This window comes from Burkholderia sp. SRS-W-2-2016 (assembly GCF_001931485.1).
Lineage (GTDB): Bacteria > Pseudomonadota > Gammaproteobacteria > Burkholderiales > Burkholderiaceae > Paraburkholderia.
Genome location: NZ_MSDV01000071.1, coordinates 90,066 through 113,282 on the forward strand (window position 1 = coordinate 90,066; position 23,217 = coordinate 113,282).

At 63.0% G+C, this 23,217-nt stretch carries 20 protein-coding genes; 4 read left to right on the forward strand and 16 right to left on the reverse strand.

Translation table 11 applies throughout. From position 1 onward, the window contains the following. Nucleotides 1-98: 98 nt before the first annotated feature. Together BTH42_RS29475 and BTH42_RS29480 are read left to right on the forward strand one after the other, a co-directional pair. Nucleotides 99-2,141 (forward strand): arabinofuranosidase catalytic domain-containing protein, encoded by a 2,043-nt coding sequence (locus BTH42_RS29475; protein ID WP_075304709.1) that lies wholly within the window; start codon nt 99-101, stop codon nt 2,139-2,141. Nucleotides 2,142-2,424: 283 nt separating this feature from the next. Further along, nucleotides 2,425-2,808: a hypothetical protein gene (locus BTH42_RS29480; protein WP_075304710.1), complete on the forward strand. Its 384-nt coding sequence runs from the start codon at nt 2,425-2,427 to the stop codon at nt 2,806-2,808. 70 nt (nt 2,809-2,878) lie between these two features. Here the strand turns inward: BTH42_RS29480 and BTH42_RS29485 are convergent, their stop codons facing one another. The 6 genes from BTH42_RS29485 to ehuA all read right to left on the reverse strand — a co-directional run bounded on the left by BTH42_RS29485 (nt 2,879) and on the right by ehuA (nt 8,487). Further along, nucleotides 2,879-4,234, reverse strand: coding sequence for an MFS transporter (locus tag BTH42_RS29485; protein ID WP_075304753.1), 1,356 nt, complete (start codon nt 4,232-4,234; stop codon nt 2,879-2,881). Nucleotides 4,235-4,491: 257 nt separating this feature from the next. Continuing rightward, nucleotides 4,492-5,268 (reverse strand): ectoine utilization protein EutA, encoded by a 777-nt coding sequence (gene eutA, locus BTH42_RS29490; protein ID WP_075304711.1) that lies wholly within the window; start codon nt 5,266-5,268, stop codon nt 4,492-4,494. After that, a complete protein-coding gene (gene ehuD, locus BTH42_RS29495) occupies nt 5,268-5,927 on the reverse strand; it encodes an ectoine/hydroxyectoine ABC transporter permease subunit EhuD (protein WP_075304712.1) in 660 nt (219 codons plus the stop codon). Before ehuD ends, eutA begins: the two co-directional genes overlap by 1 nt. Before the next feature lie 4 nt (nt 5,928-5,931). Next, nucleotides 5,932-6,591 carry an ectoine/hydroxyectoine ABC transporter permease subunit EhuC gene (ehuC, locus tag BTH42_RS29500; protein WP_075304713.1) on the reverse strand — a complete coding sequence of 220 codons (660 nt, stop codon included), beginning with the start codon at nt 6,589-6,591 and terminating at the stop codon, nt 5,932-5,934. Nucleotides 6,592-6,664: 73 nt separating this feature from the next. Next, nucleotides 6,665-7,507 carry an ectoine/hydroxyectoine ABC transporter substrate-binding protein EhuB gene (ehuB, locus tag BTH42_RS29505; RefSeq protein ID WP_075304714.1) on the reverse strand — a complete coding sequence of 281 codons (843 nt, stop codon included), beginning with the start codon at nt 7,505-7,507 and terminating at the stop codon, nt 6,665-6,667. Nucleotides 7,508-7,584: 77 nt separating this feature from the next. Further along, the gene (ehuA, locus tag BTH42_RS29510) at nt 7,585-8,487 is read right to left on the reverse strand and encodes an ectoine/hydroxyectoine ABC transporter ATP-binding protein EhuA (RefSeq protein WP_083654971.1); all 903 of its coding nucleotides are present in this window, start codon (nt 8,485-8,487) and stop codon (nt 7,585-7,587) included. Between the two features lie 334 nt (nt 8,488-8,821). Between ehuA and doeA the strand changes: the two genes are divergently transcribed. After that, the gene (gene doeA, locus BTH42_RS29515; protein ID WP_075304715.1) at nt 8,822-10,042 is read left to right on the forward strand and encodes an ectoine hydrolase DoeA; all 1,221 of its coding nucleotides are present in this window, start codon (nt 8,822-8,824) and stop codon (nt 10,040-10,042) included. Nucleotides 10,043-10,107: 65 nt separating this feature from the next. After that, on the forward strand, nt 10,108-11,187 hold the full coding sequence (locus BTH42_RS29520) for an alcohol dehydrogenase family protein (protein ID WP_075304716.1): 1,080 nt from the start codon (nt 10,108-10,110) through the stop codon (nt 11,185-11,187). 49 nt (nt 11,188-11,236) lie between these two features. On the opposite strand, the gene BTH42_RS29525 is transcribed toward BTH42_RS29520, so the two are convergent. The 10 genes from BTH42_RS29525 to BTH42_RS29570 form a co-directional block, all read right to left on the reverse strand. Further along, the gene (locus tag BTH42_RS29525; RefSeq protein ID WP_075304717.1) at nt 11,237-12,634 is read right to left on the reverse strand and encodes an aspartate aminotransferase family protein; all 1,398 of its coding nucleotides are present in this window, start codon (nt 12,632-12,634) and stop codon (nt 11,237-11,239) included. 56 nt (nt 12,635-12,690) lie between these two features. After that, nucleotides 12,691-14,214 carry an NAD-dependent succinate-semialdehyde dehydrogenase gene (locus BTH42_RS29530; protein WP_075304718.1) on the reverse strand — a complete coding sequence of 508 codons (1,524 nt, stop codon included), beginning with the start codon at nt 14,212-14,214 and terminating at the stop codon, nt 12,691-12,693. A gap of 185 nt (nt 14,215-14,399) precedes the next feature. After that, a complete protein-coding gene (locus BTH42_RS29535) occupies nt 14,400-14,891 on the reverse strand; it encodes an Lrp/AsnC family transcriptional regulator (RefSeq protein WP_075304719.1) in 492 nt (163 codons plus the stop codon). 7 nt (nt 14,892-14,898) lie between these two features. Beyond that, on the reverse strand, nt 14,899-15,924 hold the full coding sequence (doeB, locus tag BTH42_RS29540) for a N(2)-acetyl-L-2,4-diaminobutanoate deacetylase DoeB (RefSeq protein WP_075304720.1): 1,026 nt from the start codon (nt 15,922-15,924) through the stop codon (nt 14,899-14,901). A gap of 60 nt (nt 15,925-15,984) precedes the next feature. Next, nucleotides 15,985-16,989, reverse strand: coding sequence for a cyclodeaminase (locus tag BTH42_RS29545; RefSeq protein ID WP_075304721.1), 1,005 nt, complete (start codon nt 16,987-16,989; stop codon nt 15,985-15,987). After that, nucleotides 16,986-18,017 (reverse strand): hydroxyectoine utilization dehydratase EutB, encoded by a 1,032-nt coding sequence (gene eutB / locus BTH42_RS29550; RefSeq protein WP_075304722.1) that lies wholly within the window; start codon nt 18,015-18,017, stop codon nt 16,986-16,988. The genes BTH42_RS29545 and eutB overlap by 4 nt, the downstream gene beginning before the upstream one ends. A gap of 167 nt (nt 18,018-18,184) precedes the next feature. Continuing rightward, the gene (locus tag BTH42_RS29555; protein WP_143752254.1) at nt 18,185-19,861 is read right to left on the reverse strand and encodes an MFS transporter; all 1,677 of its coding nucleotides are present in this window, start codon (nt 19,859-19,861) and stop codon (nt 18,185-18,187) included. 14 nt (nt 19,862-19,875) lie between these two features. Further along, on the reverse strand, nt 19,876-20,814 hold the full coding sequence (gene glsA, locus BTH42_RS29560) for a glutaminase A (RefSeq protein ID WP_256702389.1): 939 nt from the start codon (nt 20,812-20,814) through the stop codon (nt 19,876-19,878). Nucleotides 20,815-21,043: 229 nt separating this feature from the next. Then, entirely contained in the window at nt 21,044-21,616 is a 573-nt protein-coding gene (locus BTH42_RS29565; RefSeq protein ID WP_075304723.1) for a hypothetical protein, read from the reverse strand. 177 nt (nt 21,617-21,793) lie between these two features. Further along, complete coding sequence (locus BTH42_RS29570; RefSeq protein ID WP_075304724.1) at nt 21,794-23,191, reverse strand: PLP-dependent aminotransferase family protein; 1,398 nt, start codon at nt 23,189-23,191, stop codon at nt 21,794-21,796. Nucleotides 23,192-23,217: the final 26 nt, after the last annotated feature.

Here is a 23,217-nt window from a genome sequence, read left to right on the forward strand (position 1 = left end):
GCCGGCAGACACCTGTTCGACCCGCAAGCGATTCTGCATCCCGATCTGCATAACTAAGCATTTCAACCCGCTCAGAGGTTCCATAGGAGGAGGTCACGATGTCCGGAAGAATTGGATTGATAGCTGCCTGTCTGGCGATGTCCGTCGGACTTGCAGCCTGCAATGGGGATAGCAGCGGCGTGTCCGCGGCGTCGGTCGCGAATGCCGCGAGTTCGAATTCGTCGTCGGCGAGTAGCGCATCGCAGTCGAATGCGAACGCCACGCCGGAGAACAACTCGGCCGATAAGAACACCGTCGCGCTGCCTTGCGACGCCGCCGCGACGGCCAATACGCCATGCTCGGCCGCGCACAGCGTGACCCGTCTACTGACGAAGAACTACAGCGGTCCGCTATTCCAGATCAAACGCGCGTCCGATCAGAAAACGATGGACGTCTACCCGTACACGCAGAGCACGCTGAAAGGCGGCAATCGCTCGCTGGTCGGCTCGGCGAACGTCGATAGCACCACGTCGTTCTGCAATAACACGACCTGCTCCGTCACCTACATCTACGACCAGATCGATCTGGTCGCGCCGCTGAAGGGCGGCGCCTTCGGCAACGTGCCGGCGACGCTGACGCTCAATACGGACGGCACGCAATCGCTGACCGTGCCGAACGGCAGCTCGGGCTCGTCGAAGACAACTACCGTGCCGGTGCTCAACGGCTTCGCGACGATCACGCTGCCCGGCACGTCCGGCACCCTGACCGTACAACTGCTGCAGCCGCCGACCGCATTGACCGCGCAGGCGCCGACCCAGCAATTGACGATCGGCAATGACCTGCCCGCGGTGGGCGGTACGTCGGCGCAGCTGTCGTATGCGACGACCAACGGTGTGCAGATTCCGGCACTCGGCACGCTGGCCGGCCAGGCGTATCGCAAGCGCTTCGGCACGGTCAACCAGTCGATCGGCGACACCGAAATCGCCGCGTACATGGTGGCCGGCGCGCACTACAGCCAGTCGTCGACCTGCTGCGGCACGTACGGCAACATGGAAAGCAGCGCGGATCCGGGTACTTATGCGCACGGCGAAGTGGAAGGCGAAATGTTCGGACTCGCGTTCTCGAACGGCAATGCGGCGGTATTCGGCTATTGCGACGGCAACGCCAGCCAGGATCCGAAAGTCAAAGATCCGGTCTGCGCCGCTTCCAATACCAATTGGCCGGGCGTCGACGCGGAAGCCGGCGTGTATCTGTACGGTCCGCAGCAACCGGCGAAAGAGAAGTTCGTCACGGTATTGTCGAAGTACTCGCCGGTCGGCCAGGAGAACATTTTCGTGGTCAAAGGCGGCTCCGCTTCGCAAGGCGTGCTGACCTCGCTCTATAACCAGGCACCGCCCGAAGCGTTGAACTTCTTCAACGACGCGGGCCATGCATTCAACGGTCAATGGCAGGGCGGCCTGTCGCTCGGCGAAGGCGGCGACGCCAGTGCCGCGCCGATCCAGTTCTTCGAAGGCGCGATCGTCACGAAGGCCACTTCCGACACGACCGACAACGCAATCCAGGCGAGCATCGCGAGCTTCTACGGACCGCCGAGCAACGAGGCGGCATCCGCCTGCTATGCGAACAACCTGATCGACTCGCCGCTGAGCCTGTCGTCGCCGGATGCATGGTTGCAGTCGAACGGCGGCACCGCGGTACCGGCCACCGATATTTCCGGCATCGAACGCGGCGCGGCCACGGTCACGAGCACCAATGGTTCCGCGGTGTCGAACATCCACGAAGTGATTCGCGTGCAGGGCGGTCAGACGTACACGTTCACCGACTACGTGCTGGCCACCACCAACGCGACGGTATTCCCGGGCGGCTCGATCCAGACCGACGACCCGGGCAACACCGAATTCGGCTGGGTGCTGAACACCAACACCGGTGCGGTCGTGCGCGGCGCGTGGGGCAACGGTCAGGCCACCTCGGTCAGCGCGGTGAAATCTGGCAACTGGTGGAAGGTCACGATGACGTTGACCGCGCCGGCCGGCTCGAATAACGCACAGGTCTTTATCGATCCGCCGACCTCGAGCAGCGCGGGTGCGCGCGCGCAGCAAGCCGCGTATCTGAGCGCGACGCACTACTGCCCGAGCCTGTCGATTCTGACCGCGTCGAAGTAATGAGCGCGATGAACGGCGAGCCGCTATCGATGATTCGTTGACGCATTGCACGTTTAAAGGCACACTCGGCGACCATGCAAACCCTCACGTCCCACCCGACTGCGATGCATCATCATGCGCATGCCCGCGTGGGACTGCCTGTGGGGGTTCGCATACGCATACGCTAGCCAGACGTCATCGATAGCAACATGCGCCACATGCCCCGCCGGTAACGACGGGGCTTTTTGTTTTTCCGATCCGATCCGATTCGCGGGTCCCGCTCATCGAAAGAAGGAATGCCGCCATGACCGAAGCAACACCCAAAGCCGCTGCATCGAATACATTCGCCACTCCGGTCGATCTGTACCGCGTACTTTCGCGCGTATGGGCCGGCGACACCGCGAGTCCGACGCACGCATGGTCGCCGTCCAATCGCGCGCAGAATCATTGCAGCCTCACGTCGCTGATCGTTCAGGACTACTTCGGCGGCGAGATTCTGACCACGCGCACGCCTGGCGGCACGCACTTCTACAATCTGATCGACGGCCGGCGTTGGGATCTGACGGTCAGCCAGTTTGCCGAACCGATCCCGTTCGACGATACGCCGTCGACACGCGACGCGGCATTGGCGGATGGATCGCTGGAGAAATACGAATTGCTGAAGTCGAGGTTGCAGCAAGCGCAATAAGCGCTCGCGCTATTTGATGCATGGCCAAAGTCGCACTGAGCGAATGCGGCTTTGGCCACGCTGTTCTCGATCAGCGAAGCGGCGGCGGCTGTTTGCCCGGAATCCCCTGCCCGCGCAGCGAACATCCGGACGTTTCAGTAACGAAGATCAGCGCAATCGCGCCGATCACACACGCGGCCATCATGTAGTACGCGGGCACCAATGCATTACCGGTTCTCGCGACCAGCCATTCGTTCACCATCGGCGCGGTGCCGCCAAAAATCGACGTCGATACGTTATACGCAATCGCCATCCCCGCATAACGAACCTGAGTCGGGAACATCGCGGGGAACATCGCCGAGATACTCGCGAGTTGCGGCACATACAGAAGCCCGAGTACCGAGAAGCCGATCAGCGCGCCGACTACGCCGAGCTTCATCAACATGAACATCGGAATCGCGGCGACGAATAGCCCGACCAGCGAAAACCACCACACGTTCTTGCGGCCGATGCGATCCGAGAACGTGCCGGCGAGCGGCAGGAACACCATCATCGCGAGCATGCCGAGCAGCGGCACCAGCAACGACATGTTGTCGCTCATACCGAGCTGCTTCTGCATGAAGGTCGGCATATACGCGAGCAGAACATAGTTGACCACGTTCAACGCGACCACCAGAGCACCGAGCAGAACCAGCGGTCGCCAGTAGTCGGTCAACAGTTTTTTGAGCGTCACGCAGCTGTGCGGTTCGTTGTGCTTCGTCTGTTCGAGTTCGCGAAACACGGGAGTATCTTCGAGTTTCGAGCGCAGATAGAAACCGATCAGACCGAGCGGCGCCGCGATCAGAAACGGCAGGCGCCAGCCCCATGCATGCATCGCGGTATTGCCGAGCACGACCGAACAACCGAGCATCAGCAACGCGCCGAGCGAGAAGCCCGCCAGTGTCGCGAATTCGAGAAAGCTGCCGCAAAAGCCGCGCTTTTTATCGGGTGCGTATTCGGCCATGAAAGTCGCGGCGCCGCCATATTCGCCGCCGGTCGAAAAGCCCTGAATCATCCGCAGAATGACCAGCAAGGCCGGCGCCCACCAGCCGATACTCGCGTAAGTCGGCACGAGCCCGACCAGCAACGTCGCAACCGACATCATGATGATCGTCAACGCGAGTACGTGCTTGCGACCCAGCCGGTCACCGAGCGGCCCCCAGAACAGACCGCCGAGCGGGCGCACCAGAAACGAAATCGCGAACGTCGCAAGCGCGAATAAAGTGGCTTGCGCGGTGCTGCCGGGAAATAACGCGGCCGAAATATAAGTGAGGCCGTACGCGTAAATCCCATAGTCGAACCACTCGGTTGCGTTGCCGAGCGCCGACGCGGCAATCGCGCGTCGCAGCAGGCTACGCGCCGGCGGCTGCGCGGTTTGTTCGCCGCTCCATGAATGTACGTAATCCATCTCCATCTCTCCTCCGGAATGTCTGCTGTGCGACCCAGGCAACGTCGCCCGAGTCCACGATACCGACGGCGCGCGGCCGAAACGATGTTCTAGGACGATGCGGTGATCGGGGTTTTCCATGAAGTGCGAAGCGGATGCGGTAATCCGTACGCGCGTGTGAATCGCGCGGCGAACGCGTTCGGGAAAACAACCCGATTCGCGCGGCCGCGCATGCTCTATGCAGGGGTTGCGCCTTCGGCAAAACGTCTTCTAGTGGCTCAGCGTACGAGCAACGGCAAGCTCATCAGGCGCCCTTGCCCCACGCGCGGCGTGTTCTCATCGCACAGCCGCAAACACATCCATGCGGTCGCGAGATTGCTGCTCACCACCGGTTTGCCGATCGCCGCCTCGATTCGCGCGATGATCGGCGCAGCGCGCACCGCGGTGCAGGAGATAAACAGCGCGTCGGACTCCGGCGCAATCGCTTCGCGTGCGAACGCGACGATATCGTCGTGCGAGAGCCGTGCCATTTCGCGGTCGTCGCTCAGACCGATGCAGGAGAATCGATCGATCGTGAAACCCCGCGCGGCAAAGTACTCGGCCATCGGCCGGCTGGTGTCGACCGTATAGGGCGTCAGCACACTGATGCGGCGCGCGCCGAGCGTATCGAGCGCGGTGACCGCGGCGGCGGTCGGCGTGACGACTCTGGCCGATGGCTTCGCCGCGTGAATCGCCTGTTCTATTTGCGCATCGCCGATCATCACCGACGCCGACGTACACGAATACATCACCACGTCGAGCGTTTCGTCGGGCAGGATCAACGCGGCGCCGGCAGTCAAAGAAGGTTGCATCGCCCGCAGGTTCTCGGCCGTGACCGGGTTCGCATACGGCACCCGGTTCACATAAATGCCGATCCGCTCGCTCGCAACCAGCGCGGCAAAATCCGGCTCGGTGGTGTGGTCGGTGGCGAGAATGACGAGGCCAACACGTTTTTCGAACGCGCGATCGATCAGTTGCGGCCTGCGTTGAAATTGCTCAATAGGAGTTGGCGTCATTAATGCCCCGGCGCGGGAAAGCGCTTTTCGAGCAGCCGCACGCAGGCCACCGCGATCAGGCTGATAAAGAGGAACAGCACGCCGACCAGCGTCATCGGCTCCAGATAGCGGTAGTCCGTATTCGCGATAATCTTTGCCTGATTCATCAATTCGAGGACCGTGATCGCCGACAGCAGCGGCGTTTCCTTGAACATCGAAATCAGGTAATTGGCGAGCGCGGGCAGCATCGGCGGTACGGCTTCGGGGATGATTACGTGCTGCCACGTTTGCACGGGACTCAGGTTGCACGCTTTCGCGGCCTCCCATTGCCCGCGCGGAATGCTTTCGATCCCGGCGCGATAGACTTCGGCCGCATACGTCGCGTAATGCACGCCGATCGCCAGCACGCCGGCCGCGAGCGCCGGCATCCGGATACCGATATCCGGCAATACGTAAAACACGAAGTACAACTGCACCAGCAACGGCGTGCCGCGAATGAAACTCGCGACCGCCGCGGTGCCGCGCGACACCGCGCGATTCGGCGCGAGCCGCAAAATTGCGATCGCCAGCCCGGCAATCGCCGCGACGACCGCGCCGAGCAGCGTCGCCAGTACCGTGATCTTCAACCCTTGCAGCAGAATCGGCAGAATCTCGCGCACGAAGCTCCAGTCCCATTCCATGGCTCTATCTCCTGATCCGGTCGAGCCCGAAGCTCATCCGGTTTTCGAGCTTGCGCATGCCGAACGAAATCAGGCACGCCAGTGCGAAGTACAGCGCGAGAATCGTCGCGAACGGCAGCAGCGTATTGCCGGTTTGCGAGCGGACCACTTGCGCCTGGAACGTCATGTCGCCGAGCGAGATCAGCGACACGACCGCGGTGCCCTTCAGCAATTCGATTGCGTTGTTGCCGAACGTGGGCATCATCAGCGGCAACGCCTGCGGCAGGATCACGTGGCGCATCCGTTGATATCGCGTCAGATTCAGCGCGATGCACGCGTTGCGCTGCTCATGGCCGATCGCGGCAACCGCGCCGCGCACCACTTCCGCGCCGTACGCGCCCACGTTCAGGCCCAACGCGAGCACGCCGGCCTGCAGAGGCGTCAGCGAAATGCCGGCCATCGGCAACACGAAGTACGCCCAGAACAGTTGCACGAAGATCGACGTGCCGCGAAAGAACTCGATATACGACGTGGCAATCGCACGCACCGCGAAGAAACGCGACAGACGCCCGAGACCCGCGGCGAACGCCATCACGAGCGCCAGCACCGCGCCCATCAGCGTCAACTCGACGGTCGTCTGCGCGCCCTTCAGAATCAGCAGCAAATAGCCGGACCAGTGGCTCATCGATGCACCTCGCGGAAAACAATGTATCGGTAGCCATGACGTTGCCGCGCACGCATGGCCTTCGCCCTCACGCTCAGTTCTTCGCCGAGCAGAGCTTTTCGCGGCTATTCGACATCGCCGCTTTCGCCGAGAAGCCGTACGGTTCGACGATCTTCGCGAATTCGCCGGACTCCTTCATCTTCTTCAGCTCGACGTCGAACGCATCGCGCAACGCGGTGTCCTGCTTGCGGAATGCAACGCCGTCGCACTGCACCGGCGTGTTCAGCACCGGCGCGATCGATTCGAGATTCGGGTCTTTCGCCTTCGACAGAAGATCGGTAATGGACAGCAGCGGCAATGCGAATACATCGATGCGGCCATCCTGCAGCATCTTCAGACCGCTCTGGCCATCCGGCACGATGATCACGCGATCGGTCGGAATATTCGCGGCGGTCGCGAGCTTCTGTTCGGTGGTGCCGCCCTCCACGCCGATCACCGCTTTCGGATCCTTGGCGATTTCCTCATAGGTCTTGATGCTCTTCGTGTTGCCCTTCTTGACCGCGAACGCTTCGACCGCGCACAGCACCGGCTGCGAATAAGCCACCGCCGCGCAGCGTTGCGGCGTCATGAAGAGTCCCGCCGCTATCGCGTCATGACGCCCGGCCGCGAGGCCCGGAATCATCGCGCCGTATTCGGACACCGACGCGACGATGTCGTTGACGCCGAGCCTCTTGAACACCGCGCGCGCGACGTCGGGCGCCGCGCCGGTTACTTTGCCGTCGGCGCCGATCGCGGTGAACGGCGGTTCGTTGGCAATCGCGATTCGCGCGAAACCTTGCTGACGTAGCTGGGTGAGCTTGTCGTCGGCCGCATGAGCAACGCTCGCGAACGTCAGCAGCGACAGTCCTCCCGCAATCAGAATCCCCTTCAGCTTCATGATCTCTGGCTCCTAAGGCGTGGTGGTATGGCGTAGTAGTGAGTGATGTGCAACGTCGGAAATGGAATGCGTCGGGCTCAGATCCGGTGTCCCGCGGCGAGAATCTTGCGCAGGAAGGTCTGGGTGCGCTCGTGAGTCGGATGCGTAAAGATGTCCTCGGGCTTGCCTTCCTCGACGATCCGGCCGCGGTCGAAGAACAGCACGCGGTCCGCGAAGTCGTGCGCGAAACCCATTTCGTGTGTGACCAGCAGCATCGTCATATCGGTTTCACGCGCAAGCCGCTGCATTACGTTCAGTACTTCTTCGACGAGTTCGGGGTCGAGCGCGGAAGTCACTTCGTCGAACAGCATGATCTTCGGCGCCAGTGCAAGCGCCCGCGCAATCGCGACGCGCTGCTTCTGTCCGCCCGACAATTGCGCGGGACGGCTTTTCGCCTTGTCCGCCATTCCGACCATGTCGAGCAATTCGAGCGCGCGCTTCTCGGCCGACTCGCGGCTCTCGCCCTTGGTCAGCATCGGCGCGAGCGTCACGTTCTCGAGCACGCTCTTGTGCGGAAACAGATTGAAGTGCTGAAACACCATGCCGATCTTCTCGCGCATCTTCTGCAGATGCCGCTCGTTCGCGGGCACCATCTGAGCGCCGCGCGGCATATGGAACAGCTGTTCGCCGTCCACTTCGATATGGCCGCCTTCGATCGTTTCGAGTGTCATCAGAATGCGCAGGATCGTCGTTTTGCCCGAGCCGGACGGGCCGATCAGCGCGAGCTTTTCGCCGGGCATCACGTCGAGCGACAGCCCATCGAGCACGGTCAGTGCGCCATAGCGCTTGGTAATCCCGTCGATCCGGATCAGCGGCTTCACGCCCGCTGCTTCCTCGCGCCGCTGCGAAACAGCGGCAGGCGCGGCCGCGCGGTCGGAAGAAAGACTTGCCGGGGCGATGCCTGAAGCGCTCAGCAGATCGGTAACTCGCGCAGTGTTCATATCGATTCGATCCCGTTCGTCATGCGTGACTTCAGTGAATGGATTGCGGCGGCGGTACTGGGACCGCCAGTGATGCGAATCAGAATACGCAGCCATATTTCCGTTCTAAATTGCTCTAGAACAATTCTTTTTTCCGGTGTGAGCAAAGAGCGTCAATGCGTGCAGTGCAACAACTGCGATGCGCCGGCTATTCGCGCGACGAAGATTGAACTAGCACATTCGGCGGGCTTTTTTCGCGGCATTAGACTGCGCCGAGAAATACCCCGTGGACGCCCCATTCACGTGCAACGGGCGCCACTTCCCGCAACGACGTCACGCTCAGAGAGAGGGGAAGATGTCAGATACGACGCAACACGAATCGCGAATTGAGGCGCCCGTCGTGCGCCTGCCGTTCGAACGCGACGAATATGCCGCGCGTCTTCGCAAGACACGCAAGGCCATGCAGGCGGCCGGCATCGAGCTATTGATCGTGTCGGACCCGACCAATATGGCCTGGCTCACCGGCTACGACGGCTGGTCGTTTTACGTGCACCAGTGCGTGCTGCTCGCGCTGGACGGGGAGCCGGTCTGGTACGGACGCGGCCAGGACGCGAATGGTGCGAAGCGCACCGTTTTCATGCAGCACGATCAGATCGTCGGTTATCCCGATCATTACGTGCAATCCACCGCCCGGCATCCGATGGACTACCTTGCCCGCGACGTGATCGCGGCGCGCGGCTGGGACAACGCGAAGATCGGCGTCGAAATGGATAACTACTATTTCAGCGCCGCCGCGTATCGCGCGCTGGTCGCGAATCTGCCGGAGGCGAAATGGCAGGATGCGACCGGCCTCGTGAACTGGCAGCGCGCGGTCAAATCGCCGCGCGAGATCGAGTACATGCGGGTGGCCGCGCGCATCGTCGAGAAGATGCACGCGCATATCGTCGAGCGCATCGAACCCGGCATGCGCAAGAATGACCTCGTCGCGGAAATCTACTCGGCAGGCATTACCGGCGTGGACGGTCATGGCGGCGACTATCCGGCGATCGTGCCGCTGCTGCCGACCGGCGCCGACGCGGCCGCCCCGCATCTGACCTGGGACGACACACCGTTTGCAAAAGACGCCGGCACGTTCTTCGAAATCGCCGGTTGCTTCAAGCGCTATCACTGTCCGCAGTCGCGCACCGTGTATCTCGGCAAGCCGCCGAAGCATTTCATCGAAGGCGAGCGCGCGGTGGTCGAAGGGATCGAGGCCGGGCTTACCGCCGCGAAACCGGGCAATACCTGCGAGGACATCGCCAATGCGTTCTTTGCGGTACTGCACAAATACGGCATAGAAAAGAACAGCCGCTGCGGCTATCCGATCGGCGCGAGCTATCCGCCGGACTGGGGCGAGCGCACGATGAGCCTGCGTCCCGGGGACAAGACGGTCCTCGAACCCGGCATGACGTTCCACTTCATGCCGGGACTGTGGCTCGACGATTGGGGACTCGAAATCACCGAAAGTATTCTGATTACCGACTCCGGCGTCGAGACCTTCTGCAAAACGCCTCGCAAACTGTTCGTCAAACCGTAATCCCGCCGGCGTCGCAAGAGCGTGAAGCCACGCAAGCGCGACGCCCTTTCCATTGAAGAGGACACATGCTTCCGAAAACAATGAAGGCCATCGTGCTGACCGCGCACGGCGGCCTCGACAAACTCGTCTATCGCGACGACGTGCCGGTGCCGGTCTGCGCGGCGGGCGAAGTACTGATCGAAGTCACCGCGTGCGGGCTCAACAATACCGACGTGTGGGTCCGCCAGGGCGCGTACGGCACCGACGACGACCCGCAGGCGGTGTCGACATGGCGACGCGGCCGCTCGACGCTGACGTTTCCGCGCATTCAAGGCGCGGATATCGTCGGACGGGTGGTGGCGGTGGGGCGCGGTGTCAGCGACGCGCGGATCGGCGAGCGGGTGATCGTCGATGCATCGATCTATAACCGCGACGACGACAGCCTCGCCGATATCGACTATATCGGTCACGGTCGGGACGGCGGTTACGCTGAATATACGGCTGTGCCCGCGGAGAATGCGCACCGCGTCGACTCCAACTATTCGGATGCCGAACTTGCAACGTTCTGGTGTGCGTATCACACCGGCGAACAGATGATCGAGCGGGCCGGCGTCAAAGCCGGTGAGAGCGTCTTGATTACCGGTGCGTCCGGCGGCGTCGGCTCGGCGATCATCCAGTTGTGCCGCGCGCGCGGTGCGATTCCGTATGCGGTGGTCAGCAAGGGTAAGGAAGAGGCGGTGCTCGCACTCGGTGCGCAAGCCGTGATGCTACGCAACAGCGGTGATTTCGTTGCGGATGTCGAGCGGATGATGAACGGCAAGCCGGTCGACGTGGTCGCCGATCTGGTCGGCGGGGCGCTGTTCGGCAAGCTGCTGAATGTACTGCGACCGGAAGGGCGTTATACGACGGCCGGCGCGATTGCCGGGCCGGTCGTGCAGCTCGATCTGCGCACGATGTATCTGAAGCAGTTGCAGTTGAATGGGTCGTCGCAAGGGACGCGTGGCGCGTTTAAGCGTGTGCTCGACTATATCGGGAGCGGTACGATCAGGCCGGTTCTCGCCGCGACTTATCCGCTGTCGAAGTTTCATGAAGCGCAGACGCGGTTTATGGAGAAGAGCTTTGTCGGGAATATTGTTGTGATTCCGGATCGGTGTTTCGACTTATAAAAAGAAGCGGCCGCTCATCAGCGGCCGCCTCTCTCTTCCCCTCATCCCCTCAAACCGCCGCCGTCTTCGCCAACACCTGCGAAGCAACCTCATCCACCGCCTCACGCGTCAGCTTCACGATCTCGTCCACATCGCTGCGCGTCGCGACCAACGGCGGCGCAAAGCCGAGAATATCGCCGTGCGGCATTGCCCGCGCAATCAGCCCGCGCTGCATCGCCGCGGCCGACACACGCGGCCCGACCTTCAGCGCCGCATCGAACGGCTGGCGCGCATCTTTATCGGCCATGAATTCGAGCGCGGCCAGCATGCCCACGCCGCGCACTTCACCGACCAGAGGATGCGAGTCGAACGCCGCATGCAACTGCTCCAGCAGATACGCGCCGGTTTGCGCGGCATTCTGCGTCAGGTTCTCGCGCTCCAGGATTTCGAGGTTCGCAAGTCCCGCCGCCGCGCAGATCGGGTGACCGGAATAGGTCCAGCCATGCCCCATCGCGCCCGACTCCTGGGATGCCTTATCGATCACGTCCCACACCTGTTCGCTGACGATCACACCCGACAGCGGCGCATACGCACTCGTCAAACCCTTCGCAACGGTAATCAGATCGGGCTGAATCCCATAGTGCTGCGCGCCCATCTTCGAACCGACCCGCCCAAACCCGCACACCACTTCGTCGCTAATCAGCAGAATGTCGTGCTTCTTCAACACCTGCTGGATCGCCGGCCAGTACCCGGCAGGCGGCGGCAAAATTCCGCCGGTGCCCATCACCGGCTCGCCGATGAACGCGGCGATCGTATCCGCGCCTTCGCGCGCGATCAGCTTTTCGAGTTCATCGACGCAATACGCGACAAACTGCGCTTCGCTCATCCCCGCCGGCGCGCGCCGATACCAATGCGGACACACGGTGTGTTTGACGCGCTCGACCGGCAAATCGAAGAACTGATGAAAACTCGGCAGACCGGTCAAACTGCCGGTGACGATCCCCGAGCCGTGATAGCCACGATCGCGCGAAATGATCTTCTTCTTGTTCGGCCGGCCCTTCACATTGTTGTAGTACCAGACGAGCTTGATCTGCGTTTCGTTCGCATCCGAGCCCGACATCCCGTAGTACACCTTCTTCATTCCCTGCGGCGCCCAGTCGATAATCCGCGACGACAGTTCGATGATCGTATCGGTCGAGTGGCCGACATAGGTATGGTAATAAGCGAGCTTCTTCGCCTGCTCGTAGATCGCTTCGGCCACTTCGGTGCGGCCATAGCCGATGTTTACGCAATACAGCCCGGCGAATGCATCGATATACGATTTGCCTTGATGGTCCTCGATACGGATACCCTTCGCGCCGGTCACGATCCGGCCCGGCAGCGCGCCGCTCGCGTGATCGTGCGCGTGCGTCGACGGATGCATGAAGTGCGCGCGGTCCGCGCTCAGCAGTTGCTCTAGTTGATTCATGGGTTACTCCTTCGGGTAATGTTCAAATCAAAAAATGAATGACTGATCGATCGGCTTCAGGCCGTCGCATCCGCCGCCATCGCACTGGCCGCCGCGCGCGCGGGCAGGCTGTCGGTAACCGGCAGTCCAAGCTGGCCCAGGCAGAAATAGCGTGTCTCGACGAACGGCTCGAAGCCTTCCGCGCCGCCTTCGCGGCCAAGTCCCGACGACTTGATCCCGCCGAACGGAATCGGCGCGCCGGTGAATTTCGCGCCGTTGACGGACACCATCGCGAAGTCGAGCCGGCGGATCAATTGGAATACGGTGTTCAGTTCTTTCGCGCACACATAGGCGGCGAGTCCATATTCGGTGTCGTTCGCGCGCTCGACTACTTCGTCGAGCGAATCGAATGGCGTCACCGCCGAGATCGGCGCGAAGTTCTCCTCGTCGTAGATGCGCATGCCGGCCGCCGCATCGGCCACCACGGTCGGCTGAAAGAACCAGCCACCGCGCTCGTGCGCCGCGCCGCCGACCGTGATGCGCGCGCCCTTGTCCCGTGCGTCGGCGACACGCTGCGCGGTCGCGTCGAAAGCGGCCTGGTGCATCAGCGGACCGACATCGACACCCGGCTCGAACGCGTCGCCGACTTTCAATGCCCGCACCGCGTCGCTATATCGCTCGACGAATGCTTCGTACAACGGACGAGCGACGAAGATCCGGTTCGCCGCGCAGCAGTCCTGCCCGGAAGTCTGAAACTTCGCGGCGACCGCGACGCGTACCGCCTGTTCGAGGTCCGCATCTTCGGTAACGATGAACGGCGCGTTGCCGCCGAGTTCGAGCGCGGTCTTCTTGATGCCCGCGTTGGCCGCCGTCTGCATCACCAAAGCACCGACGCGGGTCGAACCGGTGAAGCTGACCGAGCGCACCCGGCTGTCGGACACCAGCGTTTGCATCGCCATTTGCGGCTCGCCGAGCACCACGTTGAATACGCCGGCCGGAAAACCCGCTTCCTCAGCCAGCTGAGCGAGCGCGAGCGCCGAAAACGGCGTTTCGTGCGCGGGCTTCGCGACCACCGTGCAGCCGGCGGCGAGCGCGGCGGCAGCCTTGCGCGTGAGCATCGCGCACGGGAAATTCCACGGCGTGATCAACGCGGCGACGCCAACCGGCTCGACGATCGTGCCCAATTGCGCGCCGTCGATATGCGTCGGAATCGTGCGGCCATTCAGGCGCCGCACTTCATGCGCGAACCATTCGACGAAACTCGCGCCATACGCGATCTCGCCGCGCGCTTCGGCGAGCGGCTTGCCCTGCTCCAGCGACAGAATCGCCGCGAGATCCTGCTGATGGCGCAGGATCAGCTCGTGCCAGCGCAGCAGCAGCGCGGAGCGCTTCGCGACCGGCAGCCAGCGCCATGTCGTGAATGCGCGCTGCGCGGCATCGACCGCGGCGGTGATCTGCGCGGCGTCGAGCATCGGCACGTGACCGAGCACTTCCTGATTCGCGGGGTTCTGCACCGCCACGCTGGCGGCGCTCGCGCTATGAATCCAGCGCCCGTCCACGTAGCACAGCGATTTGAATAGAACCGGATGACCCAGCAACATGACGACCTCCTGTGTGCGATATCTGCTATCACTGTAGGTCCGGCGGCACTGCGGATTTTTTTGTTGTGATGTCGCGAAGATTGCGTTTTTTCTGCAATCGGTCTGAACAGAAGAGGTTTTTCGGGCCGGCCTCTACACGCACGCATTACCGCATCGGCCGTGCCCATTCGCACTTATTCACTCCTTCATCCGTTCTCGCCGATCGACTCCCGCGCCCATTCCGGCAAGCTTTCTTGGCCAGCCTTGACGACCTTCGTGACGATGTACGTGAAGTACTTCTCGATGCCCAATTCGTCGGTCAAGAGCGTGTCGATAAAACGCTGGTAGTGGTCGATATCGCGCGACAACACCTGCATCACATAATCGACGCCGCCGCCCGTTGCAAGACACTGCACCACCTCGGGCGCGGCGGCGATGCGTTCCTCGAAGCGCCGCATGTCGGGCGCGGTGTGACGCGCGAGCGTGACCTCGACCACCACGCGGCTACCCTTGAACGCGCGGACCCAATCGATATCCGCGCGATAGCCGCGAATCACGCCTTCTTCTTCGAGGCGCTTCACGCGCTCCCACGCCGGCGAGATCGACAGATTGATCTCTTCGGCGAGGCGCGACTTCGTAATGCGTCCGTCGCGCGCGAGGATGCGCAGAATCGCGAGATCGTAGCGGTCGAGTTTCATCGCGCGTTCAGACCGCGACCGGGATGCCGCGTTCGAGCACATCGGCCACCACCGCGACCGTATCGCCGATCCGCACGAGCCCCGGGAAATGCCGCGCGGCGAGCATCCCGGCACGGCGCGCGCGATATTCGACCGGCGCGACGCCGGTGCGAGACGCATCGTAGACCCGCGCAATCACCTCGCCGCGCTCGACCATCTCGCCCAGGTCCTTGCACAATTCGAGCAGTCCGTCGTGCTCGCTGGTCGTGTAGCAGTTGCCGTCGGGCATATCGAGCAGCGTCGTGGTACGCGGCGCGGCGCCGCTTGCTTCGTCCTGCTTGAGAATGCCCGCGTGCTGCAGGAAACCGCGCACGCCGCGCTCCGCGACCGCGACACTCTGCGCGGTCGCGGTACCGCCGCCGCCCAGTTCTGTCGATACGAACACCTTGCCCGCTTCCTCGACCGCCGTGTCGTACAGGCCGACGCTATCGAGTTCGAGCATCCGCATCGAATACGGCGCGCCGAATGCGCGCATCGCCGCTTCGCAGCGCGCCTGCTGGGTCGCGTCAGGCAACAGATGAATCGCGGCGAACGGCACGAAATCGAGCGTGCGGCCGCCCGCGTGCAGGTCGAGCACATAGTCGGCGAGCGGCAACAGATAGCGCTGAAAATAATCGGCGATCTTCTCGGTCACGGTGCCGTCCGGCCTGCCCGGAAAGCTGCGATTCAGATTGCCGCGATCGATCGGCGACGTGCGGGTGCCCGCGCGAAACGCGGGGAAATTCATGAACGGCACGATGATCACGCGGCCGCATACGTCACCGGCTTTGAGCGTGCCGGCGAGTTTCGCGAGTGCGATCGGCCCTTCGTACTCGTCGCCGTGATTGCCGCCGCTCAGCAGCGCGGTCGGCCCCTCGCCGTTGCGAATCACGGTGACCGGAATCATCACCGCGCCCCATGCGGAGCCGTCGTGCGAATGGGGCAGTTTGAGAAAGCCGTGCTGCTCGCCGTCGGCGTTGAAATCGACCGTCGGTTGAATCGGGGATGCCCGCATCTGTGCCACTCCTTCATGAGCCGCTTAGGCGGCGTAGTGCATATTGCCGATCGACGCGCGTCATTGCGTCGGCGCGTCGTTGCGAAAAATCATTCCCGCATTCGCGGCACGCGCGCGCTGCAACGCGAGCGCGGCAATCGCGGTGTCCTGCGCGCCGGTGCCGGTCAGATCGCAAATCGTCACATCAGCTTCGCGGGTGCGGCCCACGGCTTGCTTTGCGATCACCCGGCCGAGTTCGACGAACGGCCCATCGGCACGCAGCGTGCCGGCGTTCAATGCGTGATGCAGTTCGCCGAGTACACGCGTTTGCTGCACGCGATCGCAGACGTAGCGCGCGGCAGCCAACGCGGCCGGCGCGATTTCATTCTTGTGCTCGGCATCCGAGCCCATCGCGGTGATGTGCAAACCCGGATGCAGATCGGCGGCGTCGATCAGCGGCGTGCGGCTCGGCGTGGTCGTAATCGCAATGTCCGCTTCGGCGAGCGCGTGGCGAACGTCGCGCGCGACCTCGCATTGCACGCCGAGCGTTTCGCTTACCGCCGCCGCGAAACGCTGCGCGCTTTGCGAATTGCGCGCCCACACCCGCACGCGTTCAACACGCCGTACCAGCATCAACGCGCGCAATTGCAGCCGTGCCTGTTCGCCCGCGCCGAGCACCGCGACTTGCGGCGTGTGTGGATTGGCGAGCCAGCGCGCGGCCACCGCGCCGGCCGCGGCGGTGCGAATCGCGGTCAGATAACCGTTGTCGAGCAGCACCGCTTCGGTCAAGCCGGTCTTCGCGGACAACACCAGCATCAAACCATTCAGGCTCGGCAAACCGAGCGCGGGGTTGTCGAAAAAGCCTGGGCTCACCTTGATCGCGAAGCTGTCGAGACGCGGCAGCCACGCGGTCTTCACGTCGACTTCGCCGTTGTGCGCGGGCAGGTCGAGCCGCAGGACCGGCGGCATCGCGACCGCCTCGGTGGCGAGCGCGAGGAAGGCCGCCTCGATCTGGTCGATCGCGGCAAGGTCGAGCGGCACGAGTTCGCGAAGCTCGGCTTCGCCAAGGAGCGTGATGGCAGTCATCGTGTAGTGAGCGAGCGTGATTGAGATTCGGTCTGCGAATCATCGGCGGCAATCAACCGCCGATGCAGATCCATATCGATGTTCGCGCCGGTCACGACCAGCACCAGCGGCCCGCGCTCGATGCACCCGGCCGGCAGCGCGCGATCGAGCACAGCGGCAATCCCCACCGCGGCCGCGCCTTCAACGACGAGCCGTTCATGCCGGTACGCATGCACGATCCCGCGCGCGATCGACCCTTCGTCGAGCAGCACCGTGTGGTCGATCAGTTCGCGCGTCAGCGCATACGTATAGCGGTTATCGAGCCCGATCCCGCCGCCGAGCGAATCGGCAAGCGTGTCGAGTTCTTCGATCAGCACCGGTTTGCCGGCCGCGAGACTCGCATGCATCGCCGCGCCGCGCGCCATCGTGACGCCGGTCAGACCGATCGCGCGATTCGCGCTTTTAGCCGCGAGCGCGATCCCCGCGAACAGACCGCCGCCCGATAGCGGCACGACGATGTTCGCGACGTCCGGCAACGCCTCGACGATTTCGAGGCCGATCGTGCCCTGCCCGGCGATCACGAACGGATCGTCGAATGGCGGCACATAGGCGAAACCTTCTTCGCGCGCGAGCCGCAATGCTTCGTGCTCCGCTTCGTCCTGGCTCTGCCCGCTAATGCGCACCTGCGCGCCGAGCGCGCGAACCGCGTCGACCTTGTTCGCCGGCACGAGCCGCGACAGACACACCGTCGCGTCGATGCCGAGCGCGCGCGCCGCATACGCGAGCGCGCGGCCATGATTGCCGGTCGATGCGGTCACCACGCGCGCACAGCCGGCTTCGGCGAGCCGCGCGAGCGCATTGGTCGCACCGCGCAGCTTGAAGCTGCCGGTCGGCTGCACGGTTTCGAGTTTCAGATAGACGGGGGTACGGGCAAGCGCCGACAGCGCGGGCGCTTCGACGAGCGGCGTGCGGCACACGCGCCCGTCGATACGGCTGCGCGCGCGGTAGATGTCGGCGAGAGAAAGATCGACTGACGACGAAACGGACATGCACTGGGCCCTGCATCGAAAGAGTTGATTCGCGGTTTCGATGCAGCGGCCACTAATGCGGATAAAACGCGTCGCACGCGGCTGCATCGATTTCCATGCAGCCCAGTCTAGTGTTCTAAAAAAGGATTTCTATTGTCCTAGTTCATTTCATGCAACGCGCCGGCCACTCACGCCTTGGCCTCCGACGGCCCGGCCACCGCCTTGAGCGGCGGTTCGACCGGCAATTCCCCGGGCAGGTAATTCGGCAACCGGCTGGCGGGAAAAATTGCGAGCACGGAAATCATTGCCATGATCAACAGCCCCATCTTCAACGCGCGCAGGCGGGCATCCTCGTTGACCTGCAACGCCGCCGCGACCTGTTCCGGACTCGCGCTGGTGGCTTCCAGCACGCTCTGCAGCCGGTCGTTGCTGACGAAGTTGATATTGTCGAGATTGACCTGGGCTTGCAGCTCGGGCGTGAGCACCGGCGTTTCGGTCACGTTGCGCATCACGTTGGCCGCCAGCAGACTCACGAGCAGCGCACCGGCCACCGCGGTGCCGACCGCGTTTGCGAGATTGTTAGTGGTGCCACGCAACGAACCGACGTCGTTCGCGAGTTCTTTCGGCGACGCGCTGACCAGCACGTTGAACACCAGCGTCACCAATGCCCCCTGGCCGATCCCGAACACCACCAGACCGATCAGCACCGGAATCTCGCTCCAGTTGTTGCGCACGACGAACGCGAGCCACAGCAACGCGACCGTGGTGATGATGAAACCGTACCGGCCGATCTGACGCGGCGTGAGCGTCGCGTAGAAACGCACGATCAGCATCGCCGAGAAAAACACCGACAGGTTGAACGGCAGCATCGCGATCGCGGTGGACAGCGGCGTGCGTCCCTGCACGATCTGGATATAGAGCGGCACGGTGAAATTGAGCATCGCCTCGAGCGCGACCACCGCGAACATCGCGACGACCGCCGCGCGCTCGGTCGACGACGTAACCACTTGCAGCGCGAGCAACGGCGTCTTGCCGGCCTCGCTACGCCGCCGCGTCCAGACCACGAACGACTGGCCGAGCACGATCCCGAGCACGATCATCACCGGCGCCGGCGATAGTCCGAACAGGTCGAACGGCGCAGCCGGGCGCACCGGCCCGAGACCCCAGCGGTTCAGATTGTTGAAGCCGAACGTGATCAGCACGATGGCCGCCGCGGCGAGAATCACGCCGACCATGTCGATATTGACTTCGGGGCGTCCGCGGTCGGCCTTGAGCCGGAAACTCAGCAGCAAAATGACGACCGCCAGAACGATCAGGATTCCGAACACCGGCCGCCAGCCGATGTAAGTGCCGAGCATCCCGCCGACCAGAAACGCGGTGACGCCGGCACCCGCGCGCGCCGAACCGAGCGCGCCCAGCGCGGTGGCCTGCTGGTTGCCGCGATAGTTCTCGGCGATCAGCGCGACGAGAGCCGGCACGATCGCGGCGCCGGCCAGCCCCGACACCGCCTGCGCGGTAATCATCGCGCTCGCGTTCGGGCTGAAGGTCATCAGTACCTGGGCGGCGCCGAACACCAGCACGGCGATGCGAAACACCAGCAGCGAGCCGAAGCGCTGGTTCAGCTTCGCGCCCAGCATCACGAACGCGGCGACCGACAGCGAATACATGACGATGCCGGTCGCGATCGTGGTAGGCGGCACGTTGAAACTCTTGACCATGCCGCCGAGCGCCACCGGCAGCGACGCCACGTTGAACGACATCAGAACCTGGGTCAGTGCGATGGTGATCATCGGCACCCAGGATTCCTTCCTTTCTTCGAGCGCCGGCGTGCCCGCGCCTGTTACTGCCGCTGTCTGGGTTGGCATTGTCCGCTCCTGTTTCAGTCGTGTTCCCGAAAGGGTTCCGAAACAAACATGTCCATACCGAGGCGTCTGGACAGAAAGCGCGCCGCCAGTTGCCCCTTCACACTATTGCCGGCCGCGTCCAGCCGCGGCGCGAATGTTCCCAGTCCGCTTTTGCCCGGCGACACGGTAACGATGCCGCCGCCGATGCCGCTCTTGCCCGGCAGGCCGATATCGCACAGCCAGTCGCCGGAGGTCTCGTACAGGCCCGCGGTCACCATCACCGCGAGCGTGTAGTGACAGACCTCGTTATCGACGACCCATTCGCCGGTCAGCGGATTGAAGCCGCCGTCGGCCAGCGTGGCGCCCATCACCGCGAGATCGCGCGCATTGATATCGAGGCAGCACTGGCGGGTATAGAGATCTGTCGCGGTCTTCGGATCGCAACCGAGGCGGCCATAGCCATGCAGAACATTGGCGATGCCGCGATTGCGGAAATTGGTTTGCGACGCCGACGCGTACACCTCTTCGTTCACGGTCAGCTCGCGTCCGGCGAAACGCGATAGTCCCTGACGAATGAAGTCCCATTTCTCCAGGCTGCTATTTCCGGGTACCAGACTGGTGGTCGCAATCGCGCCGGAATTGACCATCGGATTGGTGCGGCCGTCCGGAGAACGCTCGATTGCACTCAGTGAATTAAACGGCAGTCCGGTGCTATTGACGCCGAGTTGTTCACGACACGTGGCCGCGCCGATTGCCTGGCACACCAGCGCGAAAACGAATGGCTTCGAAATACTCATGATGGTGAACGGATAATCGACGTCGCCCGCCGCATAAACGTTCCCATTGATACCGACGAGGCAAATGCCGAACAGATCGGGCCGCACTCGTTCAAGAGCGGGATAGACGCTGGAGACCACGCCGTCCGTATCGGTATGGAAGCGCTCGTGCGCTTCATGAACCAGTCTTTCGACCACGTAAGGCACCGGAAGCTGTCCGGTGGAAACGAAATCGCGAGTTGCGTCGCCTTCCCCATTTGACATGATCATTCTCTTTGCCGTCGTAATATGCAGATTATTTTTAGGTGAGTTTCATTAGGACGTCAAACCACTATTGCAATAAAAATCTCACTACGACTTTCACGCCGCAATAGCGTTCGAGAAGGTTGCGGATTTTGTTAACTAAAGCGCGACCTGTGATGCCCGATTATGCGCCGGCATCCAGCTCATGGCGCGCTGCGGAAACTCGTGGGAAAAGCGTCACGCCCATCGAAATCAAATCCACTCCCAGAAAGACTTCGAGCAGCCATATCGGCGTGCCGGGAAAAGTGGCGGCGAGAAATATCGCGAAGAAAAACGATAATCCCGCACGGAAAAGAGGGATGCCATTGCGGATGATTGGCGCGCCGCCAACCGACGCGACGATTTTGAAGTAGCCGTCAAGTACGAAAAATATCATCAGCATCACGGCGAGGCTGCGCGCGTGAGGGCCGTCGTTCAACAGAATCAGCGTACCGATCAGAATCGCGATCACGACCGGCGCGGCCCCTTTCAGCAGTGCGGAGACACTGCGCGCCGAAGAGAGCCGATAGGCATGCACGAAGCCGCAGAAAATCAGAATGCGGCCGATAAAAGGCGGACCGTCGATCTGCGGAATGAATGGAGCCAGCACGCAGAACACGCCGGCAATCACGAGCAGTATCGCCGCGGGCCGCGACCGCAATGAGCGCGTTGCACGGTTGCCGCCGCCGTCGAGCTTGTCGCTTGCAGGCCTGTCCATCTCGCGGACCTCTTGCTGGTGAAGTTGCGGCGCCGGGAAGAACCGGGCGGCCGGGCAGGTGTTATTGCGCCACGCGGTTCAGATTATCGTCACGATGCGCACCTGCTGGCAACCTCAATTAGCGAAGCTTGCCGCTCGCGTCGACGCGCCTGGCAAACCGGATCGCGAGGCGCGGCTTCAGGTGAAATCGTGCACCTGCGGATATTGCTCGAACACGTCGAGCATCGTTTCGAGCGCGGCCTTATAGGTATCCTCGCCGACTTCCGCGCCGACGCACACGCGCACCGCGTTGGGACGGTCCGCGTCGCGCACCAGAAACGGATCGGGCGACGTGACCGCGATGTCGCGATTGCGCAACTCGCGTACCAGCCGGTCGGTGCGCCAATGGTCGGGCACCCGCAACCATGCCGACAACGCCTGCGGGTGCGCGCCGAGTACATACTTGCCGAGCGTCTGCCGCAATTGCGCCTGGCGGCGGCCCAGCCGCTCGCGCTGGATCTCGACCAGCCGCGCGGCAGTGCCGTCGACGATCCAGCGCGTCGCGACCTCGGCCATCGGCGGCGTCGCCATCCAGCTGCTCACGCGCAACACGCTTTCGGCGCGCAGCGCGAGCCGGCGCGGCGTGGTCAGATAGCCGATGCGCAGTCCAGCCATCACCGACTTCGTCATACTCGTGCAGTAGAACGAAAGATCGGGAATCAGGCTCGAGATCGGCGTCGAATGTTTCGCGGGCAACGGTCCATAGACGTCGTCCTCGATGATGTACACGCCGTAGCGCTCGGCGATTTTCGCAATCGCGCGGCGCCGCGACTCCGGCATCAACGCGACGGTCGGATTGTTCAGCGTCGGCGTGCAGACGAGCGCGGAGATCCGCTCGCTGTCGCACATCTCCTCGAAGTGTTCCGGGTGAATTCCGTACTCGTCGATTTCGAGGCCTTTCAGCGTGAAGCCGAGTACGTTCGCCGAGCCGATTACGCCGTGATCGGTGAGGCTCTCGCACAGCACCGTGTCGCCCGGGCCGACCAGAGAAGCGAGCGCGAGAAAGATGCCGTGCGCCGCGCCATTGGTGACGAGCAAAGTATCGGCGGAAGCGGGCATGCCGAGCGACGCGAGCCACGCAACGCCCGCCTGGCGATGATGCTCGAAGCCGGCAATCGGACGGAACGCGCGAATCCACGGCTGATCGTCGAGCGTGGACAGCGTCGCGCAGACCTTGCGCCACATCGCGTCGTGCTCGGACGTGTGGATGATGCGCGCGATCGAAAAATCGACCACCGAGCGCTCGGCCGTATCGAGCATGTAGCTCGACATCGTTTCGGTCACGCGCGCGGCGACGAAGCTGCCGCGCCCGACCTCGCAGCGGATCAGCCCTTGCCGCTCCAGTTCCTTGTATGCGTTGGTCACCGTTTGCACGCTGATCGCCAGCTCCGCGGCAACGTCGCGCTGCGGCGGCAAACGCGCGCCGGGCGGCAGCGCGGCGCTCTCGATGTCGCCGGCGATAGCCTTGACCAATCGCTTGTATTTCGATTCCACGCCGTGCACCGCGCGCACGGCTTCGCGCCACTGCTCGATCACCGCTGCTCCTTTTTGCTGGCTATCGT